This is a genomic window from Citrobacter sp. MGH105 (assembly GCF_001037485.2).
Classification (GTDB): domain Bacteria; phylum Pseudomonadota; class Gammaproteobacteria; order Enterobacterales; family Enterobacteriaceae; genus Citrobacter; species Citrobacter portucalensis.
In genome coordinates this window covers 922,056-939,703 of record NZ_CP073048.1, presented here as the reverse complement: position 1 = coordinate 939,703, position 17,648 = coordinate 922,056, and the positions used below count along the sequence as shown (strand labels likewise).

At 49.9% G+C, this 17,648-nt stretch carries 19 protein-coding genes and 1 pseudogene; 5 read left to right on the top strand and 15 right to left on the bottom strand.

Translation table 11 applies throughout. The features are described from left to right. Positions 1–31: 31 nt before the first annotated feature. The 6 genes from SK35_RS04545 to pgaA form a co-directional block, all read right to left on the bottom strand. The gene (locus SK35_RS04545; RefSeq protein WP_003033869.1) at positions 32–304 is read right to left on the bottom strand and encodes a GNAT family N-acetyltransferase; all 273 of its coding nucleotides are present in this window, start codon (positions 302–304) and stop codon (positions 32–34) included. Between the two features lie 11 nt (positions 305–315). After that, entirely contained in the window at positions 316–546 is a 231-nt protein-coding gene (yjdI, locus tag SK35_RS04540) for a 4Fe-4S mono-cluster protein YjdI (protein WP_003825544.1), read from the bottom strand. A gap of 82 nt (positions 547–628) precedes the next feature. Next, positions 629–1,135, bottom strand: a complete 507-nt coding sequence (gene pgaD / locus SK35_RS04535; RefSeq protein WP_048215613.1) for a poly-beta-1,6-N-acetyl-D-glucosamine biosynthesis protein PgaD — start codon at positions 1,133–1,135, stop codon at positions 629–631. Beyond that, a complete protein-coding gene (pgaC, locus tag SK35_RS04530) occupies positions 1,132–2,466 on the bottom strand; it encodes a poly-beta-1,6-N-acetyl-D-glucosamine synthase (RefSeq protein ID WP_003033859.1) in 1,335 nt (444 codons plus the stop codon). The genes pgaD and pgaC overlap by 4 nt, the downstream gene beginning before the upstream one ends. Beyond that, positions 2,463–4,484, bottom strand: a complete 2,022-nt coding sequence (gene pgaB / locus SK35_RS04525; RefSeq protein ID WP_048215612.1) for a poly-beta-1,6-N-acetyl-D-glucosamine N-deacetylase PgaB — start codon at positions 4,482–4,484, stop codon at positions 2,463–2,465. Before pgaB ends, pgaC begins: the two co-directional genes overlap by 4 nt. Positions 4,485–4,493: 9 nt before the next feature. After that, positions 4,494–6,956 (bottom strand): poly-beta-1,6 N-acetyl-D-glucosamine export porin PgaA, encoded by a 2,463-nt coding sequence (gene pgaA, locus SK35_RS04520; RefSeq protein WP_048215611.1) that lies wholly within the window; start codon positions 6,954–6,956, stop codon positions 4,494–4,496. A gap of 816 nt (positions 6,957–7,772) precedes the next feature. On the opposite strand from pgaA, the pseudogene SK35_RS04515 reads away from it, so the two are divergent. Further along, positions 7,773–8,309: pseudogene (locus SK35_RS04515) on the top strand (GNAT family N-acetyltransferase). Between the two features lie 241 nt (positions 8,310–8,550). Here the strand turns inward: SK35_RS04515 and SK35_RS04510 are convergent. The 9 genes from SK35_RS04510 to SK35_RS04470 all read right to left on the bottom strand — a co-directional run bounded on the left by SK35_RS04510 (position 8,551) and on the right by SK35_RS04470 (position 14,495). Further along, a complete protein-coding gene (locus SK35_RS04510) occupies positions 8,551–8,874 on the bottom strand; it encodes a TA system toxin CbtA family protein (RefSeq protein WP_001546951.1) in 324 nt (107 codons plus the stop codon). Between the two features lie 20 nt (positions 8,875–8,894). Further along, positions 8,895–9,251 carry a type IV toxin-antitoxin system YeeU family antitoxin gene (locus SK35_RS04505; protein WP_049116113.1) on the bottom strand — a complete coding sequence of 119 codons (357 nt, stop codon included), beginning with the start codon at positions 9,249–9,251 and terminating at the stop codon, positions 8,895–8,897. Between the two features lie 25 nt (positions 9,252–9,276). Next, entirely contained in the window at positions 9,277–9,498 is a 222-nt protein-coding gene (locus tag SK35_RS04500) for a DUF987 family protein (protein ID WP_047644100.1), read from the bottom strand. Next, complete coding sequence (gene radC / locus SK35_RS04495; protein ID WP_048215610.1) at positions 9,495–10,037, bottom strand: RadC family protein; 543 nt, start codon at positions 10,035–10,037, stop codon at positions 9,495–9,497. The genes SK35_RS04500 and radC overlap by 4 nt, the downstream gene beginning before the upstream one ends. A gap of 12 nt (positions 10,038–10,049) precedes the next feature. Continuing rightward, a complete protein-coding gene (locus tag SK35_RS04490) occupies positions 10,050–10,493 on the bottom strand; it encodes an antirestriction protein (protein ID WP_048215609.1) in 444 nt (147 codons plus the stop codon). A gap of 30 nt (positions 10,494–10,523) precedes the next feature. Further along, on the bottom strand, positions 10,524–11,345 hold the full coding sequence (locus SK35_RS04485; RefSeq protein ID WP_048215608.1) for a DUF932 domain-containing protein: 822 nt from the start codon (positions 11,343–11,345) through the stop codon (positions 10,524–10,526). A 98-nt stretch (positions 11,346–11,443) separates the two neighbouring features. Further along, a complete protein-coding gene (locus tag SK35_RS04480) occupies positions 11,444–12,121 on the bottom strand; it encodes a hypothetical protein (RefSeq protein WP_048215607.1) in 678 nt (225 codons plus the stop codon). Positions 12,122–12,405: 284 nt separating this feature from the next. Next, positions 12,406–13,299, bottom strand: coding sequence for a GTPase family protein (locus SK35_RS04475; protein WP_048215606.1), 894 nt, complete (start codon positions 13,297–13,299; stop codon positions 12,406–12,408). A gap of 98 nt (positions 13,300–13,397) precedes the next feature. Further along, entirely contained in the window at positions 13,398–14,495 is a 1,098-nt protein-coding gene (locus SK35_RS04470) for a hypothetical protein (RefSeq protein ID WP_048215605.1), read from the bottom strand. A 452-nt stretch (positions 14,496–14,947) separates the two neighbouring features. Between SK35_RS04470 and SK35_RS04465 the strand changes: the two genes are divergently transcribed. The 4 genes from SK35_RS04465 to arsH all read left to right on the top strand — a co-directional run bounded on the left by SK35_RS04465 (position 14,948) and on the right by arsH (position 17,647). Beyond that, the gene (locus SK35_RS04465) at positions 14,948–15,187 is read left to right on the top strand and encodes a helix-turn-helix transcriptional regulator (RefSeq protein ID WP_048215604.1); all 240 of its coding nucleotides are present in this window, start codon (positions 14,948–14,950) and stop codon (positions 15,185–15,187) included. A 278-nt stretch (positions 15,188–15,465) separates the two neighbouring features. Then, positions 15,466–16,044 (top strand): rolling circle replication-associated protein, encoded by a 579-nt coding sequence (locus SK35_RS04460; protein WP_048215603.1) that lies wholly within the window; start codon positions 15,466–15,468, stop codon positions 16,042–16,044. Between the two features lie 564 nt (positions 16,045–16,608). Next, the gene (locus tag SK35_RS04455) at positions 16,609–16,932 is read left to right on the top strand and encodes an ArsR/SmtB family transcription factor (protein ID WP_038423487.1); all 324 of its coding nucleotides are present in this window, start codon (positions 16,609–16,611) and stop codon (positions 16,930–16,932) included. A 1-nt stretch (position 16,933) separates the two neighbouring features. After that, the gene (gene arsH, locus SK35_RS04450) at positions 16,934–17,647 is read left to right on the top strand and encodes an arsenical resistance protein ArsH (RefSeq protein ID WP_032410135.1); all 714 of its coding nucleotides are present in this window, start codon (positions 16,934–16,936) and stop codon (positions 17,645–17,647) included. The last annotated feature ends 1 nt before the right edge of the window (position 17,648 follow it).

Sequence of the window (17,648 nt, the reverse complement as noted above, 5' to 3'; positions counted from 1 at the left end):
GCTGTTATACCTTCCGGTGCATATTAGATAATCAGGCGCGGATATCGTCGTACTCGCGGGTTTTATCAAATTCATGTTTGGCAAACGGGCACAGCGGAATAACTTTGCGGTTTTCAGCGCGCATCTTCTCTACCACTTTCGCCACCAGCTGTTTGCCGACGCCCTGACCTTTCAGACTGGGATCGACATCGGTATGTTCAATGATGCTCAGATGCTCGCCCGTCGGCACGAAAACAATCTCGGCAACCTGGTTGCCCTCAGCATCATTGACATAAAACTTGTTATGGCCTGCAAGAATTTCCATGCTTCCCTCACTCATTTTTGGCGATATTTCAGCGCACCGCTCGGACAGGTATCGATGACCTTGATGACCGTAGCAACGTCCACTTCATCCGGAATAATCCACGGTTTACGTTTCAGGTTAAACAGCTTCGCGCTTCCCCGCACGCAATTGCCCGAATGCTGACACATCGCCGTGTTGAAGTAGACGTCAATCTTCTCGCCGGTATAGGCCCGGTAACCTGCATCCAGTAGTTCCTTATCCACGACATTGCCTCGCATTTTTTTATTGTCTGGGTCTAATCATAGACCTATGCGAGGCTGAAGGAAGCGGCTGAAAGCAGAAATATCATTCAGGCTTTTTCTGTATCGACGGCTGCGGCTCTGGCGGCAAATACTCCAGCATCGCTGGCGTCGGCGGCGGGAGGCGGTTATCGGCAATATCCCTGTCCACATCGATATGACTGATTTCGCCATTCTCATGATGGTGGACCGTCAGCACCCTCGCCTTGTTCAGTTCCATAACCAGCTCCCGGGTAATACGCAAACTTTCTGCCAGCTCATGGTGTTCCAGTCCTGGTCTACGGCTGCGACGCTCCACCCGAAAACGAAACTGGTTGTATTTCGCCCAGCCGATCAGCACCAGTCCGTTGACCAGGGCGACAAGGATATAAAACGTGACCGTATCCAGCGTGGTGAAAAAGGGTCGCACCCCCATATACGGTGAATGCGCCAGGGCTGTGATCAGCCCTTTATAGATCAAATAGATAAATCCAACCCATGCGATGGCCGTCAACAACACATCGATGATGCGCGGCAGCAAACGCCGCTCTGTGAAGATCAGTGGCTGGTTCATGATTCGATCCTCCCAATACCGCGGTCAGGACTCACCCAACGCGCTCTGCCACGTTTGCGTTTGAGCATCACTTTCGGGAACGCGACCAGCGTGGTGAACAGGCTTAGCATCCAGTACACCACCGGGAACCAGATAATCCAGAACAACGAGGCGCCAATGCCTTTTTCATAGCGTCGTTCAATCATCAGGCTCACCGCAAACTGCAGCAAGCACACCACGCCGAGGATAAGCCCGGTAAAGGCTGGCGGGAAAAGATGCTGTACATACAGCGAGTCCGGCATCGGGATCATCAGTCCTAACAGGAACAGCACGATACTGATCGCATAGGCAAACGACCAGGCGGTAGAAAAACAGAACTCAAGAAACAGCGGCCACATACGACGGAACTCCCACGACCACAGGCGACGCATGTTAACGATAAACACCTCTGCACCACCCTGCGCCCAGCGCAAACGCTGCTTCCACAGCCCTTTTAAGGTTTCAGGCATCAGGATCCAGCACAGCGCGCGCGGCTCAAAGAATACCGACCAGTGGCGCAATTGCAGCTTCCAGCTGATATCGATATCTTCGGTGATCATGTCCGGGCTCCAGTAACCGACCTCGGCCAACGCGCGACGACGAAACGCCGCAACTACGCCGGAAACGGTAAAGATCTGCCCATAGACTCGCTGAGTACGCTTAATTAAGCCGATAATGGAAGAGAACTCACCGACCTGCACACGACCGATTAACGTAGAGCGGGTTCGAATACGCGGGTTCCCCGTCACTGCACCAACGCGCGGGAACTGGATCAGCGGAGCCACAATATAGGCAACGGCATCACGATCCAGTAACGCATCGCCATCAATGCACACCAGGTAATCACTGCGCGCAGCGGCTGCACCGGTCTTGAGCGCCAGCGCTTTACCCTGGTTTTCAGCCAGATGAATCACCCGCAGGCTGGGGTATTCCACTGCCAGTTGTTCCAGCACGTCGTGAGTGTCATCCGTCGAGCCATCGTTGATGGCGATCACTTCGATATTCTTATATCGCTGTGCCAGTGCTGCCTCAATGGTTTCACGCGCGTTGATCCCTTCGTTAAAACAGGGGATCAGAATGGAAACCAGTGGATTCCCCGGCAGGGTCGGTGGTGGCGTGTCATCTCCCCATTTCCAGTGACGTTCACGGTAAAACCAGAAATAGACCCCGCCGCTTATCCACAAAGCAGACATGAACAATGGCCAGAAGAAGACGAAGTTCAACATCACTTCACCCGTAAAGATGACAGCCACGCCAAACGGCAGGCTGAACATCAGGCAAAGTATCAGGAAAGCAATAATGCGATCGGTCATTTTTGCGGATACCAGTATGAGGAGAACGTCGAGCGAATCTCTGACATCTCAGGTTTGTCGCTGATGAAATCATCCGGGTAATAGCCGTAGTTACCTGCACCGCTTAATTTCAGCTGGCGCATCCATTCGGCTATTTGTTTTCCGCTGATTTCAGCCTGATCCCCGGATTTACGCCAGTCTCGTGCCTGCAGTTCAAACACGGTTTTATCCAGCGCCCCAGGGGTTTGTGCAACGGCATTCACCAGTCGGTCAAGCCATGCGTTGGCATCATTGGCCGGGATCTGTTCCATGAATGGCATCGCCATCGGCGCCGTCCAGTCATAGGTATTGAGGAAATCATTCAGGTTTTGTGCAAACCAGGCTTCACTTTCAGGCTCCAGTACCGGCATGGCGTAAATATTGCGCGCAGTTTGCACCTGTGGACCGCGAATATTACGCACCGTCCGGGTCAGTTGTTTGGTGAAGTCAATCAGCATCTTACTTTTCAGGCGAGTCCAGCGCTCGAACGCCTGAGGATTATTACGTATTTGCTCGATACTGCCCGGAAGCCCTGCGGCACGGTAGGCGGCTAACGCCTCCGGTGACGCATCTTCAAAATCCGTCAGGAAAGCATCGTCATGGAACAAAATACCTTTGAAGCTGGCGTGCTTCGCCAGGTCTTCATAGATTTCAGTGATGCGTTTGCGCGCTTCGCTGTCCCAGGGCGAGAGACGAACATAGTTCTCGTGATTGATAGCAGTGCGTCCCGTTTTCGGATCCCATGCGGTTACGCGTGGAATGGACGCGTCGAGATCGAAAGCCAGAACCGGCATCCAGGCATACACCGTCACCCCTGCCCGCGTTTGTAACTGCCAGGAGATATAGTTAAAGAGATCGGCACGCATCGGCAGCCAGCGGTTGGGGAAATAGAGTTCGCGAATATTCCCGTCGCCCTGCGGATCGGCGTACGCCTGCAGGAAGACATGGGAAATACGCATGTCATAAACGCGCTGGATCAGCTTATCGATATTTCGCTTCTGCTGAGCAGGGTCTTTGTCATACACGTAATCCAGATCGACATGCATCACGCGCATCGTCTGTGGTTCACGGACCTGAGCGACCTGGCTGGCAAAGCGCTTGAGGGATGGGTTATCAGAAATCAGCACGCGCGGAATATCATCGAGAAACGCGGCATTCGCCAACCCTTCATTAAGCGTAAAGGCCATCTTATAGCCATGCTCTTTGGCCAGGTTTAACGTTGTACCGTTGGCTGCGCCGTAAGGCCATACCCACGCGCGCGGCGATTTGCCGGTCACCGCTTTGATCTTGTTAGTGATCAGAGAGATATCCGTGTTTATACGTCGCGTGTACTGTTCGTCCGTTTCGTAAGTGCCGGTTTTCTTATCATACAGGCGGTTCGCCACAGCGGGCTCTTTACTCCCCTGCGGGTTGGCCTCAGCGCCAAAGTGCGAGTTCCAGGTGTGCGCACCGACTTCCACCAACGGCGATTTACCCATTTCTTCGACCATTTTCCAGGTGGCAAATTTATCTCGCGCGGTCATTAAGCCGCCAAAATCGACTTTTTTGTTGGCTGGCGCATCAACCCAACTGCCTACTGGCGCCCAGAGCGCAGGCCAGTTGTAGGCTTTCAGTAGCGGCCAGACGCGGGTATAAAAACTGCTATATCCATCGTCAAAGGTGAGCAGTACCGCTTTTTCCGGCAGTACAATTTTACCGTCATGGGCGTCCAGAATTTGCTGCACGCTGATCGGTTGATAGCCATTATCACGCAGCCAGGCCATTTGGTCGCTCAACGCGCTGGTACGCACAGAGAGGTAGCGCTGGTCGGCTGCACCATCCTCCACATCATGGTAGCCGAGCACCAGAAAGCTATTTTTCGGCCACGGATGATCCGCCGTCAGCGGCGTTCTCTCTGCGGGAGGAACATAGCGAGGCGTTGTATTGTGCGCGCTGCTGCACGCGGTAATCATCAACCAGCCAGCGATTAATGCGCTAAGCCACAGGCATCTTTTCAGCATGAACAATCCTTAAAACCTGACATTTAAATCGAAAGCGAGGGAGATATTCCGCTCACGTTTACCGTCATAGGGGCGTTTATCCCAAATCAGCATCACCCCGCCGTCTACGACGTTGTTCCATTTAAGCCGTTGGCCGTATCCCACCTGGACGATAGCGCCTGCATCTTCACCTTGCTGCCAGTAGCCACCTACGCCAGCCAGACCTTGCTGCGTCCAGACGGTATCATAGTGGCGGTAAAGAACCTGCTCTGCGCTCAGGCCAGGGACAACCGAAAAATCACTCTTCGGGTTGTAATACGGAACATTTTCTTTGGTGTTGGTGCTCCCGCCGATACCCGGTGTAAAGTCCAGCGTGAAGCGCGGCGTGGTCCACATGCGCTCTTTTCCGCTGAGTCCATATTCGATGCGATCGTTACCGTCCGAGAAATGTGATGCGGCAAACGACAGTTGATATTCACGTCGTTCGTTTTGATACCAGCGAACAAACATATCGCCGCCGTTGGCATACACGCCGCTACGCAGCGCGCGCAGTGGCGTGTTGCGCGAAAGACGCTCGGCCGACCCACCAACGCGCCAGTTGTCATTGAAGTCATGCCAGCCGGATAGACGCCCGCCAATCTTCTGACCATCGCCATAATTTCGGCCAGACACTTCCATTTCCGCCCAGTAATCACGGGAAGTCCATTCTGCCCCCGCCGCCAGATCGCGGCTGATGCCCTTCCCTTCCTCAAATTCACCGGTAGCGAAGTTGAATCCGGTAAACAGTCGCCAGTTGTCATTAATCGGCGGACTGTAAATAGCCGTGTTGATGTTGAAGTCATTCTTACCGCTGACCGGGCTATCGGACGAGATCCCCTGCGTACCGCTAATGCGCACTTCCGACATTTTGTGGACATCACGAATACGCGCGAGGCGCAGCGTCGCTTCATCATCCGGGCTACGGGCAATAACGTCATCCGTCAGTTCATCTGCCTGTTTCCACTCCTGAAGATCCAGTGCAACGTAAGCCTGCTGACGTTCCAGCTCCAGGTTGCTTGGCTCAATGACTTCCGCCAGCTTAAGCTCTTTCTCCGCCGCATGCGGCAATCCACGCGCTTCAAGCACAGAGGCATAAGATATGCGCAATCCCTGGTTACCAGAGCCTGTTCGTGCCAGATGCTCTGCGAGCTTTTCTGCCTCTGGCAGTTCATTGGCAGCGATATGATATTGCGTCAGTAGCGACTGTCCGAGCAGCCAGTTATCGTTAGGCTGCGGCGTTGGCGAGCCATAGATACGCCGCAGATACGGACTCTCTTTGATCAAATCATCGACTTGTTTTTTGGCAGCATCGAAGTTTTCATTATCAATGTGCGCGTAGAACAGATCTTGTTGATCCTCAGGACTGAGCGGCGTCACCGGGATAGGTCCATTCGGGTAGTAGATGCTCGCCAGCATCGCTTCGGTTTTTTCCGGCTGGCGTTCGCTTAACCATGCTGATGCCACCCAGCGTTTTGCATAGTTTGGTACTTCGCCGCTTGCAGAAAGGGATTCATACTCATCAATCACTTCGGCAGTACGCTTACGCACCAACAGGGCACCCATACGGTCAATTCTCGCCCGACGGACATCATTCTGCGCAGACGGCTCATCTTTCCAGGCCGCCAGCAACTGGTCATAACGGGCCAGCGCTTTATCGGCCACGATAAACCGTTCTTCTTCATTACGTGCGGACGTATAGGAGGAGCGTACCATTTCAGCCGCCGCATCAAGCTCAAGACGGCGCTTCACTGGATCAGCCGTGGGAACGACCTCCGCCATATTTAAAGCGGGTCCGGAAACGCGGTTCGCCGACAGCGCAGATAGCAGCGTGGATTTTGCATTTTTGTTGCCTGGATCAACATCATCCGCCTGGCTGGCAACCAACAGTGCATCCCAGTTTTTCCCCTGAGAATGATATACGTAGGCAAGCAGTGCGTCGGAGTCTGCGCCCGGATGCGCCTGCGCCCATTTATTCGCTTCAGTAAGGGCTTGTTGGTTGTAGCGCGCATCCGCCAACGTCATTATCCAGCCGGTGCGTACATCTACGTTATCAGGCTCTTCCTGTAAAACGCTTTCCCACACCGCCAATGAATCATTCCAGTTTTTCTGGTTACGGTACGCACGTGCAGCGGCGACTTTGCCGCGCACAGGCACATCCATCTGCCCACGATACCGCTGCCAGATTTGAATGGTTGTTTTATCGTTGTTCTCAACCCAACCAGAAACCTGCAGCCAGTCGGCAACCTGATTTGGCGTTAGCGCACTTTTCTTTCCCTGATCCTCAAGGTAGCGCAATAGTGGCGCACTATTCCCCCCCCGCGCTTCAATAACCAAAGCATCATAATCTGATACCGCAGCAGAGATTTGCATAGGGAAAAGAATGCTTGCCGTAAATAAACAGCTTACAGACTTAAAACGTTTAATGAAGTTGGCATGTCGACGCATACTGAACATATCTGCCCTTATATCTTACACCAGAGTAAAAATAAGCGTTTTCAATAAGTTACGGTCAATCCCTGACAGTTGCCGACCATGTAAGATGCACTGCCGCTTATTTCGTAATAGGGTTATGAAGCAATTAATTCTTTCGTCTTATTGACTACCCGCACCGCGTCCTCTAATCGTTGGACAGGAGGCATAAACTCGGGAATTTTATCACTCCATGTAGTTCGTGGCTACGCAATAAGAAAAGTCTTAGGCAAAAAAGTATTTTAGACTAAATAATCCTAATACTCTTGGAATTGAATTCTGGATTTAAACAAAGTTTGCCCGGTGACATCATGTGACGATGCTTACTATTGCTGGTTAGCATAGCTACACCGCGCAACTGTTTGCATGGTAACTATTTTGAGAGGTGAATAGAGAAAAATCTGATAATAGGCTCTCTGCTAACAACAAAATATAACTTAATTTTTAGGGCTCAAACAGGGCCAATGAAATGAAAATAAGGGTACAGGCGCAAGAAGAATTAGATACAGTAACAATGCGTTGAAATCAAACAACTTTATTTATCATTTTTCGAAACCTACCATAATTGGTATTTGGAAACTCAATCAAATACGTGCGTGAATAATTGTGTATTACTCTACCTGTTAATATATTTACCAACCTTGCGTACTATTGACAATATCAACCACAATCAATTATTTCCCCTTACAATATGCAAGCCTATTTGCATTACAAGCAACTGATAGAAGCATAATTTTTTGCACTTACCTTCCCCTCAGTCTTTCAGGTAATCTGGGCAAAGACGCCAATGGGAGCCGGTCAATGAAAATCGTTAACGCAGAAGAAAAGCACATCCTCGCCATACGCGATATCTATGCACATCATGTTCTTCACGGTACCGGCAGCTTTGAAACCGACCCGCCGGATGCACACGAGATGCTTGCTCGTCTGGAAAAAATCCGCAGCCTCGGGCTGCCGTGGGTCGTCGCTCTGTAGGAAGATAAGGTCATCGGGTATTGCTACCTCACCCGCTACCGCGAGCGCTATGCCTACCGCTATACCCTTGAGGATTCGATTTATATTGCTCCAACGGCTCAGCGTCAGGGTGTAGGAAAAGCCTTACTGCGTCATGTGATTGGCTGGGCTGAAGCACAGGGTTATCGGCAACTGATTGCCATCGTCGGCGACAGCAATAATCAGGGATCGTTAAAAGTCCATCAGCAGGCCGGATTTACGCAAATCGGCACACTGAAAAACATTGGCTTCAAACATGGGCTATGGCTCGACACGGTATTGCTACAACGTAATCTGGGTGAAGGTAACAGCACGCTGCCACCGGATTCCGATGTATCTATTTAACATTTATAAAGAATAACTACAGGGAGAGAGTCTTGGAGCGGGCGAAGGGATTAGAATAGACTCTCCAATAAATTGAAAAATATGAAATTTTCAAGTTATAACTTTACTTATACCCCCAAAGATACCCCCAAAGCACAGAAGCTTTGAATTCAAGCAATTACCTTTGTCGATAAATCAGCAGGAAGCGAGATGATACCAAATGGCAGGCATACTCAAAAGCAGCGATACCGTTAGCATCAGACTAATTACGATTCATTAAACCCAGATCGCGACGGGCCCTCATGATATCAATAATCGTGAGATATGGCGTTTGTTCTTGCCAGCTAAACCCTCTGCGATCGATACGAACCAGTTCGTACTTTTCGACTAGAAAGTTAATGGCATTAGCGAGAGTGATACCGGCATCGATATGTTCCTGTATGACGGTTTCATCACAGAAAGGTGTATCGTTTAGTGTCAGGCCATAATGCTGTTCCAGCAGACGACTAAGTAGCATTTGCCAGATAGTCACGGGCGACAAGCATGGCTTCGCCGCCCGCATATTTGTTGTAGGTAGAAATTTCATTTTTTCTCTCGTGAAAGTAATTAACGTTGAGTGGGATAAATGGCGATGTATACGTAGCCACAACTACCAAGCGTATCGGCTTCGCAGGTGAGTCCGTTGTGATAGAGGGTGACACAGTGCTGATGGCGGGGGGAGAGTTCTCCGCTGGTGAGTATCAGCTCCAGCTGCTTGAGTATCAACGGAAAGGCCTGGTCGAGGCGCAACGCATGCTCGTCGCTGAAAGCACCGTTAAACCCGGCGCGGTCAGCGAGAAAATGCAGGCGGTCGCCTTCCTGCACCAGACGTGCTCCAAAACAGGGTGTGATCGTACTCTTTAGCCCCCACTGCTGGCAGGGGGGATTCTCCGGTATGGCACCGGATTCTGAGTGATTGTTCATTATTGTTCCTGATTAAAGTGAAGGATTAATTGAGAGTAACGCTTCGAAGAATGACATAGGGACCATTGCGGTCCTGGCGACGTTCAGCAAACACGGCCAGAACGCCGCGTATGTCCTCCACCTCGCGGCCAGCATAATGACAGATACTACCTGACCATTTATATTTGCTCGTACTGAAGCGAAACAGTCGGGAGCCAGGATGTTGCCGGTACAGGGTCATTGCCTGGCGTTTGCTGATGATTTTCATATCCAGCCTCGCTCTGCGAACGACACAATGCCCTCTGAACCGATGACCAGATGATCGAGCGTGTTCACATCAACCAGTGCTAGCGCTTCTTTAAGCCTGCCCGTAATGTTGCGGTCGCACTGGCTGGGCTCCGGGTCACCGGATGGATGGTTATGCGCCAGTACGACAGCTGCAGCATTGAAGCGAAGCGCTGATTTCACCACCTCACGGGGATGGACCTGGACATGGTTAATCGAACCGGCAAACAGCGTTTCGCTCTCCAGTAAACAGTGCTGGTTATCGAGATAGAGCACCATAAACAGTTCCCGTTCCTGTCTGGCCAGCTGTAGCCGAAGCCAGTCACGGGCAGCAGTACTTGAGGTAAAGGCTATTCCAGGCCGGCGCAGATATTTATCAAGCAAATTGATAGCCCGGCGGATGGTCCGTTGGGCATAAGGTGTCAATCCGGATGTCGCTGGGAGCAGACAACCATGCCGGGTCATAACCGCCAGCGGAAAGAGTTCAGGCTGAGATGACAGCGGGGATAATTCGGTATTCATTTCAGGCATTCCTCAGTCGATGAGATGCATAATGGCGCTGCACTCTGGATGGTGTAGCGCGAAGTCACGTAAGCGATAATAGTGCTCAGTCATCGCATCACATTCGGTATGACAGGCGTGGTGGCTGTATGCCATCAGACAGGCGACTATCCCTGCCGCTTCGCCAGTAAGTTCAGCGCCGTTGCCGTTCATGCTGTTGAACAATGCCCACGTCTTATCGTGCTCTGACTCAGGAGCCATGAAAGCACCGCCGTTGCTGAGCGTCGAAAAGTTCCAGATACCACCGTGGTAATCGACACACAGACGGCTCATCCAGCCAAAGATTCGGGGCTCAAGGGTTATCCATTGTGGGATGGAGCCAAAGTGCTGCGGCCAGAAGCCTATGCGTAACTCGTCAGGGACCACCGAGGCAGTAATTGCTGCCTGCTCAGCGAACTCAAAGTTTTGTGTATTCATTAAACTATCTCCTTATGCCGGAGCGGTTGTTTAACGCCCGAAAAACTCGAGCATGTTTTCTGCCATAACCCACAAGGCGCGATTGAGCTTCACATCGCCATCAATACCGGTAACAGCACGAGTGCGACTGCTTTTCCCCTGAGCGGTTCGCCCTGACAATCCACCTTTCATCAGGTTCTCCTGCACACGCTGGTATACTGTCCACAGGTCATCGCTGTAGTCCTCCCGGCGACGTGGGGTCAGCAACTGCGATACCGTGACCGGTTGGTGGTCTTCACCAAAGCGATACTTCAGAGCGGCATTCGCCAGCGCGTGACGGGCCGGGGCTGGTAACGCCAGCGACTGCATTGCATCGCGTTTCTCATCCACCCGGTCAAAGACCCCGAGCACTTCGTAAGCCCCTTCAATCACCTTCTCAACAACATTCCCTTTATGCGGTACCCGCACTTCTCCGAATGACTGACCGCAGACCAGGCCATTAGTACAGACGCCGCGAAATAATCCCGGCAGCATCTGGTAGCTTGATGAGCCGTCATGGCTATTAAGTAGAATGATTTCCGGCACCTGATGGCCGGTCAGTTGACCGGCACGACGCAGGCGAAGCATGTGTTTGGTGTGCTCCCTCTTGCTCTGGTCGCGAACCTTTGTCTGGCAGGCAAAGAACGGCTCAAAGCCTTCACGCAGCAGGCTTTCGAGGATGGTGATGGTCGGGATGTAGGTGTACCTGTCTGAACGAGATTCATGCTTGTCACTCCCGAACACGCTGGGAACATAGTGAGCAAGTTCATCACGGGTTAAGGGACGGTCACGGCGAACAAGGTTCACCGCACCAAAGCGGGATGCTAATCGCATAATTCACTCCTTTGTGCGTTTATCGGTATAAAAAGAAAAGGCCACGCTCCCGAAGGAACATGGCCTTTAACATTAAAAATGGCGTGGCGGATAAGACGTTATTGCCCCATATATTCAACCCTGGCACCGGTGGCCTTACCATCAGCACCAACGGTCACCACCACCTTATCGTAGATACGATACCCGGCATTGTAGACCTCATAAACCACAGTATTTCCCTCCACTTTGTAGCTGCCAAAATCAGCGGCCTCAGCCGTGTCACGGTCATACTCTTTCGTGTATGCTTCTTTGGCCGCTTTCATGACTGAGCCTTTGTTAATCTCCGGCGCTCGACTCCCGGCACTGGCAGCAAGGCCAGATACGTATTTCGGGCAGACCGTCATCATGTCCCCACGGGTGAATGTCAGTTGCGCACCAAAGACCTGAAGGGTCGATGTTTCCTGACCTGCAATCGAAGCAATTGCCTTTCTGGCGGCTGCAGGTGCCTGCCCGCCTTCAACCTCAACAGCCTTAAATCCTGTTTGCTGGTTGCACAACTGAGACGTGGGTACCAGATTGCCGTTTACACTGATGCGACTCCCCATCAGCTCCTGCGGGCCATTGGGGCAGCCCTGCAACTGACCAAAGATGCCAATGGTGTTGTTTTTCAGCATCACCAGTGCCTGACCATTTTCGGTCAGCGTCTGGCACCAGCCGTTTTTCACAGCCCAGTTACCCGCCTGAGCAGAAACCGAAATGGCTGACAAAACAAGTGCAATCACGGTCTGAATTTTCATATGTCACCTTATTAATGAATCAGAAGCGGCAACGGGGGACGCGGTACACAGAACCTGATGCATCTTTGTATCCTGACCATCACGTCAACGTCCCTGTTCGTCGTGCTCATGAACACTTTTGAGAAAGAAATATCCCTTTGCTTTGATAGGTAAAAGCGATCAATAGGGGGCTTATACATCGATATTTTAATAGATAAAAACGATCGATATTCTATTATCGATCGTTTTTACAGATCAATATACTGTTTTTTGAATGTGGTAATTGAGGGGTAAAGCGGCAGATTTCAGCCAAATATTCGGTCCCATAATGCCGTGGCAAGTTGCACTAACTTTTGTCGGATACTCCTTAACAGAGCAGTCCAGACAGAAGGCAGGTGGTCAGGATTAATCACCGTGTCAAAAGCCTTACCCGCTGCCTCACCAAACTGCTGCCGTACAGCGGCATCAGTGTCCGGGGTCTGATGCTCTGGTTTCAGCTGGCAATACACGGTACTGCTGGCCTGTACGGGCAAGGCATGCACAATCAACTCCACCAGGGCGGGCAGGTTATAGCCGGTATGTGCAGAGACAGCCATGACCGGGAAAGAGGACGGCAACTGACCGGCAACCTGCGCACTGACTGAAGCTAGTGAAAGGCATTGCTCAGAAGAAGGTGATGCCTGCCAGGGCTCACCATCCCTGAGGGGTGGAATACGGTCGGCCTGAGTGAGTACAAACAGGAAACGTGAAGGTTCAGCACCGGCTTCCATCAGTGCCCTGTATGTCGTGATATCCGTTGCCCGGGCACGGTCATCGGCACGCAGTACCCAAATAATCAAATCCAGCTCTCCCAGCAACGCCTTATAGAGCGCCAGATATTCCTCGTCGTATTCCGGTGTTTCGCCCACACCCGGTAAATCCACCAGTGTCATGCTGTGCTCACCAACGGTGAGTAACAGACGCTGGGGTTCGCGGGTGCAGCCTAACAAATCACTGGTCAGACAAACGGGTTGCTGAAAAAGCGCGTTGCATAATGAACTCTTGCCCGCACCACTTTTGCCCATGATGCCTATCACGGGTTCATAGTTAATCGCCTCCTGGAGGCGGGACAGAATACGTTCAGTAGCCTGCCGGGGTAAGAGATTGAGGCAGGTACGCACCACATCACTGGTATCCTGCGGATCGGGGATTTGAGGCATGATTTACTCCTGTGAAAAAACTATGCCGGGAAATTTTTCTCCCGGCGACTCACATGAGTAATGTAGGCGTTATATTTTTTGGAGTTATCGTTGCCTGTCTAGGATGGATTTTTGTAATCAAAAGGCTTGCTTTTATATCTTAGATACTCATCATGAATAAGTTTTTCAATAACTTTAATCTCTTTTTTATTAAGTGCCACTGCTAACTCAGATAATTCCTTGCTGGCTTTGGCAGAGATTGTCAAATCATGTTTTCCAGACCTTCTTTTTCGTTGCTTAAAAGAATCACTCATTTTTTTCAGGAGTGCACTTTTATCATCCAGAAATTTTCTGTAATTTTCCACATCCAGTTTATTCGGGATGGCCCAGCAATCAATCGCGCCCATTACACCAATGTATCGCTCATTAAGGTCTGCGGGTTTAAACCAGGACAGAACATTTCTTTTTATATCCTTTTTCTTTGATAAATACGACCATGCCCACTCAATGCCTTCATTATCATTTTTCTTTAACCATCTGGGGCTTTGAACCTGACTATTAAAAACAAGCCAGATACTACGAATATAATCGAATGTTTTCTTACTTTGATATGGACTGAGGGAACAAGACAGTTTATTCATGAAGGTAATAATTACCCGGCTTCTTTCAGCTGAACTCGTTGGATTACCAGATAGTCTGAAAAAAGAGTATAAGTTTTCCTCTCTTTGATCCCATTCCGGAATTAACACAGCCGTATCTTCAGGTAAATAAAGCTCCCGGGCAGAGGCTTTTCGTATATACGCCCAGAACCAAAAAATAGCACGTGAATTAACCGCCCCCTTCAACCACTTTAAATCGACGTCTTGTAGACATGAAGAATCTTCACCATGAAGACTTTTAGTTTTAACATTGCGTTTTTCCCCGGCCTGCATATTTTGCATTAAACGCTTAAAAGCTTCATCACCCCTGGTGGCGTTATTACTGCTTTCAGACACCGGGGGGCTTGAGATCGGTTCTCCTGTCCTGACTTCAATATCAGAATCCTCGGCCGCCTGCGCAGACTCACCTTCTGGCCAAGAGTCGATACTAAATTCTCTCTCAGGACTGGTAAAGCGGCTCCCTCCCTCAAGGAGAGGTTCTTCTGGCCTTGCTAATTCTTCAGCGCCCAGTTTACCAATCCATTTTGGATAATAATTCTCATTATCACTATCACTCACCGTTACCTCCTGTAGTAAAATCCACCATAAACAGTATGTATAATGAATCGATTATGAAGTAAACAAGTTTTTATTTTGAATGAAAATAGCTCGAAAATTGTAAGTTTTTTGTAAGAGTAAAATCGACGCCAACCTCTAAAATAAAGGGGGTTCCGGCGATTTACCAGGTAAAAATGAACATTCATAAACTTGTACAGCATACATAAATTTGTGGCAGGCATTCACTATGTTTTACATTGTCACGCGCACCGCGAATGTAGCTCACGTCAGTTCTGTTCTTATTATCAGGGTACAGGGCTGGACACGTTGTGTCCTGACAGCACTACTAGCTGGTGAGAACTAGCTGATGTAATTTTCTACTTATCAGCTGATGGTATGAGAAGGATGCCCGTTACTCTATCGATGGCAACTGGCCCTCTCCCGAACTCACACTAAATCGCGGGAGCATTACCATGACAAACAAAACTCATCCGATATCATCCAGTACCCAAACAACCACATCTTTACTGAATGATCAGCTCGTTGATATGACATTCATCACTGGCTATACAAACATGACCGATAAATGGTTCTACCGATTAATTTCAGAAAATGCGTTCCCTGCACCAATTAAACTGGGGCGTAGCTCACGCTGGCTAAAAAGCGAAGTGGAAAAATGGATGCTGGATAGAATACAAGCATCTCGAGGTTAGAACCTTTAATGTTGGTGTTTTACACAGGAAGGTTACGTAATTTAATTTAGGTTTTTAATATAATTATACTCACTCTCATTTGTTCCTATATTCATCGCTTACTATCAAAGCCCGTTCAAGCCCCCTCGTAAACAATATTTCAACAACCACTATCATCTTTTTAAAGTGATAATTAATTTAAGTGTCAGTTCAGTATTGGCTTAAAGAAAAGCCTTGCATGAAATATCATTAAATTAGTGCTTGTACTGACCTCTCTCATCATATGCAGTGGAATAATCATGCTTAAAAATTCAGATAGAACTTTTAATGAAGACTGGTTCCTGGCTTCACTTCTCAATGCACACATCGATGAAATGATATACAGATACTCATGCCTTTTGGCATTACGTATGGATTTTTTCTACCAAAAGGACAGTGCCCGGTATTCAAGCTTCAATCACCAAACACTTGAACGTGACTTGCGTGAACTAATGGATAAAATGACAAAAGAGAAAGGTGTGGTGGGCTATTTCTGGGTTGTCGAATGGACTGAACGACATAGATACCATGCGCATGTCGTATTCTGGCTGGACAGACAAAAAACACAGCACTCTTATCCCTTTGCCCTTACAGCAAATACACTTTGGGAGGAAATAACGCACCGGGACGGCGTATCGCACCGATGTGAATATCGGCCGCAGTATTCTGGAAATATCAATATACCTGTTCGGTATAACGATCCGGAAAGCATTAACAATATCCGTCATGTTCTGAGCTATCTGGCTAAGGAAGAACAAAAAGAAGGTTTGTGTGCATACGGCTGTAATGACGTTCCTCCACGCTCAGCGGCAGGGCGTCCACGTAAGCCAGGCCCCTGATCCTACGGCTACGCAACTGGCTCGGCAACCTGTACAAACCCCGTTATTACGGCGACAAATAATGTCCTCGCAGTCGTGACCGGACCAGCACACTTGAAGCTTGTCGCTCCAACCGCAGTGAATCAGCAAATCCACAACTCCATTTATACCCGGCAGCTCTCCTGTCGGGTATTTCTCATACCTGTCAAACAAGGGAAATCAAAAATGAAACAGCCAGAGAACACGATCGTGGTAAAGGTGGCGGAATACAGTTTATACATCACCCGGCTTAGGGTCTGCCGGGATAGCCTGGCTGGATGATGTAGTGATGCCGAGCGGCGTGGCTGGCGTTTGAGAGCGCTTGAGCAGTTAAGTAAAGCCTCATCGCTCTACTGCCAAAGGGCTAACTCTGCCGATACCAGCAGTGGAACAGCCCTTCAACTCAGGTTAAGCATCGTGACCACTGGAACCTCCGTTGCAGATTAAGTCGTTTCTCCAGTTTGACTCTCAGGCATGTTGACTATGGTTTCCTGGGAAAATAAGTTATTATTTCCACAATTCCGGAAATATAGAAATAAAATGCAAATGGAGCTTTCAAAAGCAGCAGACACCCTGAAAGAGCTGGGTCATCCTACACGACTGAGCGTGTACAGAGAGCTGGTTAAAGCCGGACATAAAGGGTTACCGGTTGGCGAACTGCAGAAGCGGCTCGACATCCCTGCCTCTACGCTGAGCCATCATCTCTCATCGCTGATATCAGTCTCTCTGGTACGCCAGGAACGTCAGGGCAGAACGCTCTTTTGCCATGCTCGATATGAAAACCTTGAGGCTCTGATTGCCTTCCTGACCGAAGAATGCTGCTCAGGAACTGACGACTGCCTCACCATGCCCCAGAAGACGGAGAACTAAAATGACAGGTGATCTTAAGAATGTTGATTCGGGTTTGTTCGACACCTCAATCACAGAGGCAAGATTCGGTGTTCCTGCCGTTCCCCATCCTCCACGTATCCTCATGTTGTACGGCTCTGTGCGCGAACGTTCCTATAGCCGACTGGCAACGGAAGAAGCGGCAAGGTTACTGACCGCAATGGGCGCAGACGTGCGGATCTTCAATCCTTCTGGCTTGCCTCTTCCTGATGATGCACCTGACTCGCATCCTAAAGTCATGGAACTGCGCGAGCTGGTTCGTTGGTCCGAAGGGATGGTGTGGTGTTCCCCTGAACGCCATGGTGCGATGACCGGCATCATGAAGGCCCAGATTGATTGGATACCGTTATCAGAAGGTGCAGTTCGCCCTTCGCAGGGTAAGACGCTGGCCGTAATGCAGGTCTGCGGTGGCTCTCAGTCTTTCAATGCAGTAAACCAGATGCGCATTCTTGGCCGCTGGATGCGGATGATCACCATCCCGAATCAGTCCTCTGTCGCAAAAGCCTGGCAGGAGTTTGATGAAGATGGACGCATGAAGCCGTCGTCTTATTACGACCGGATCGTGGATGTGATGGAAGAACTGGTGAAATTTACTCTGCTGACCCGAGGTAACTCAGCCTATCTCGTTGATCGCTACAGCGAACGAAAAGAGTCAGCAGAAGAACTTTCCCGGCGGGTTAATCAGAGCAAAATCTGAG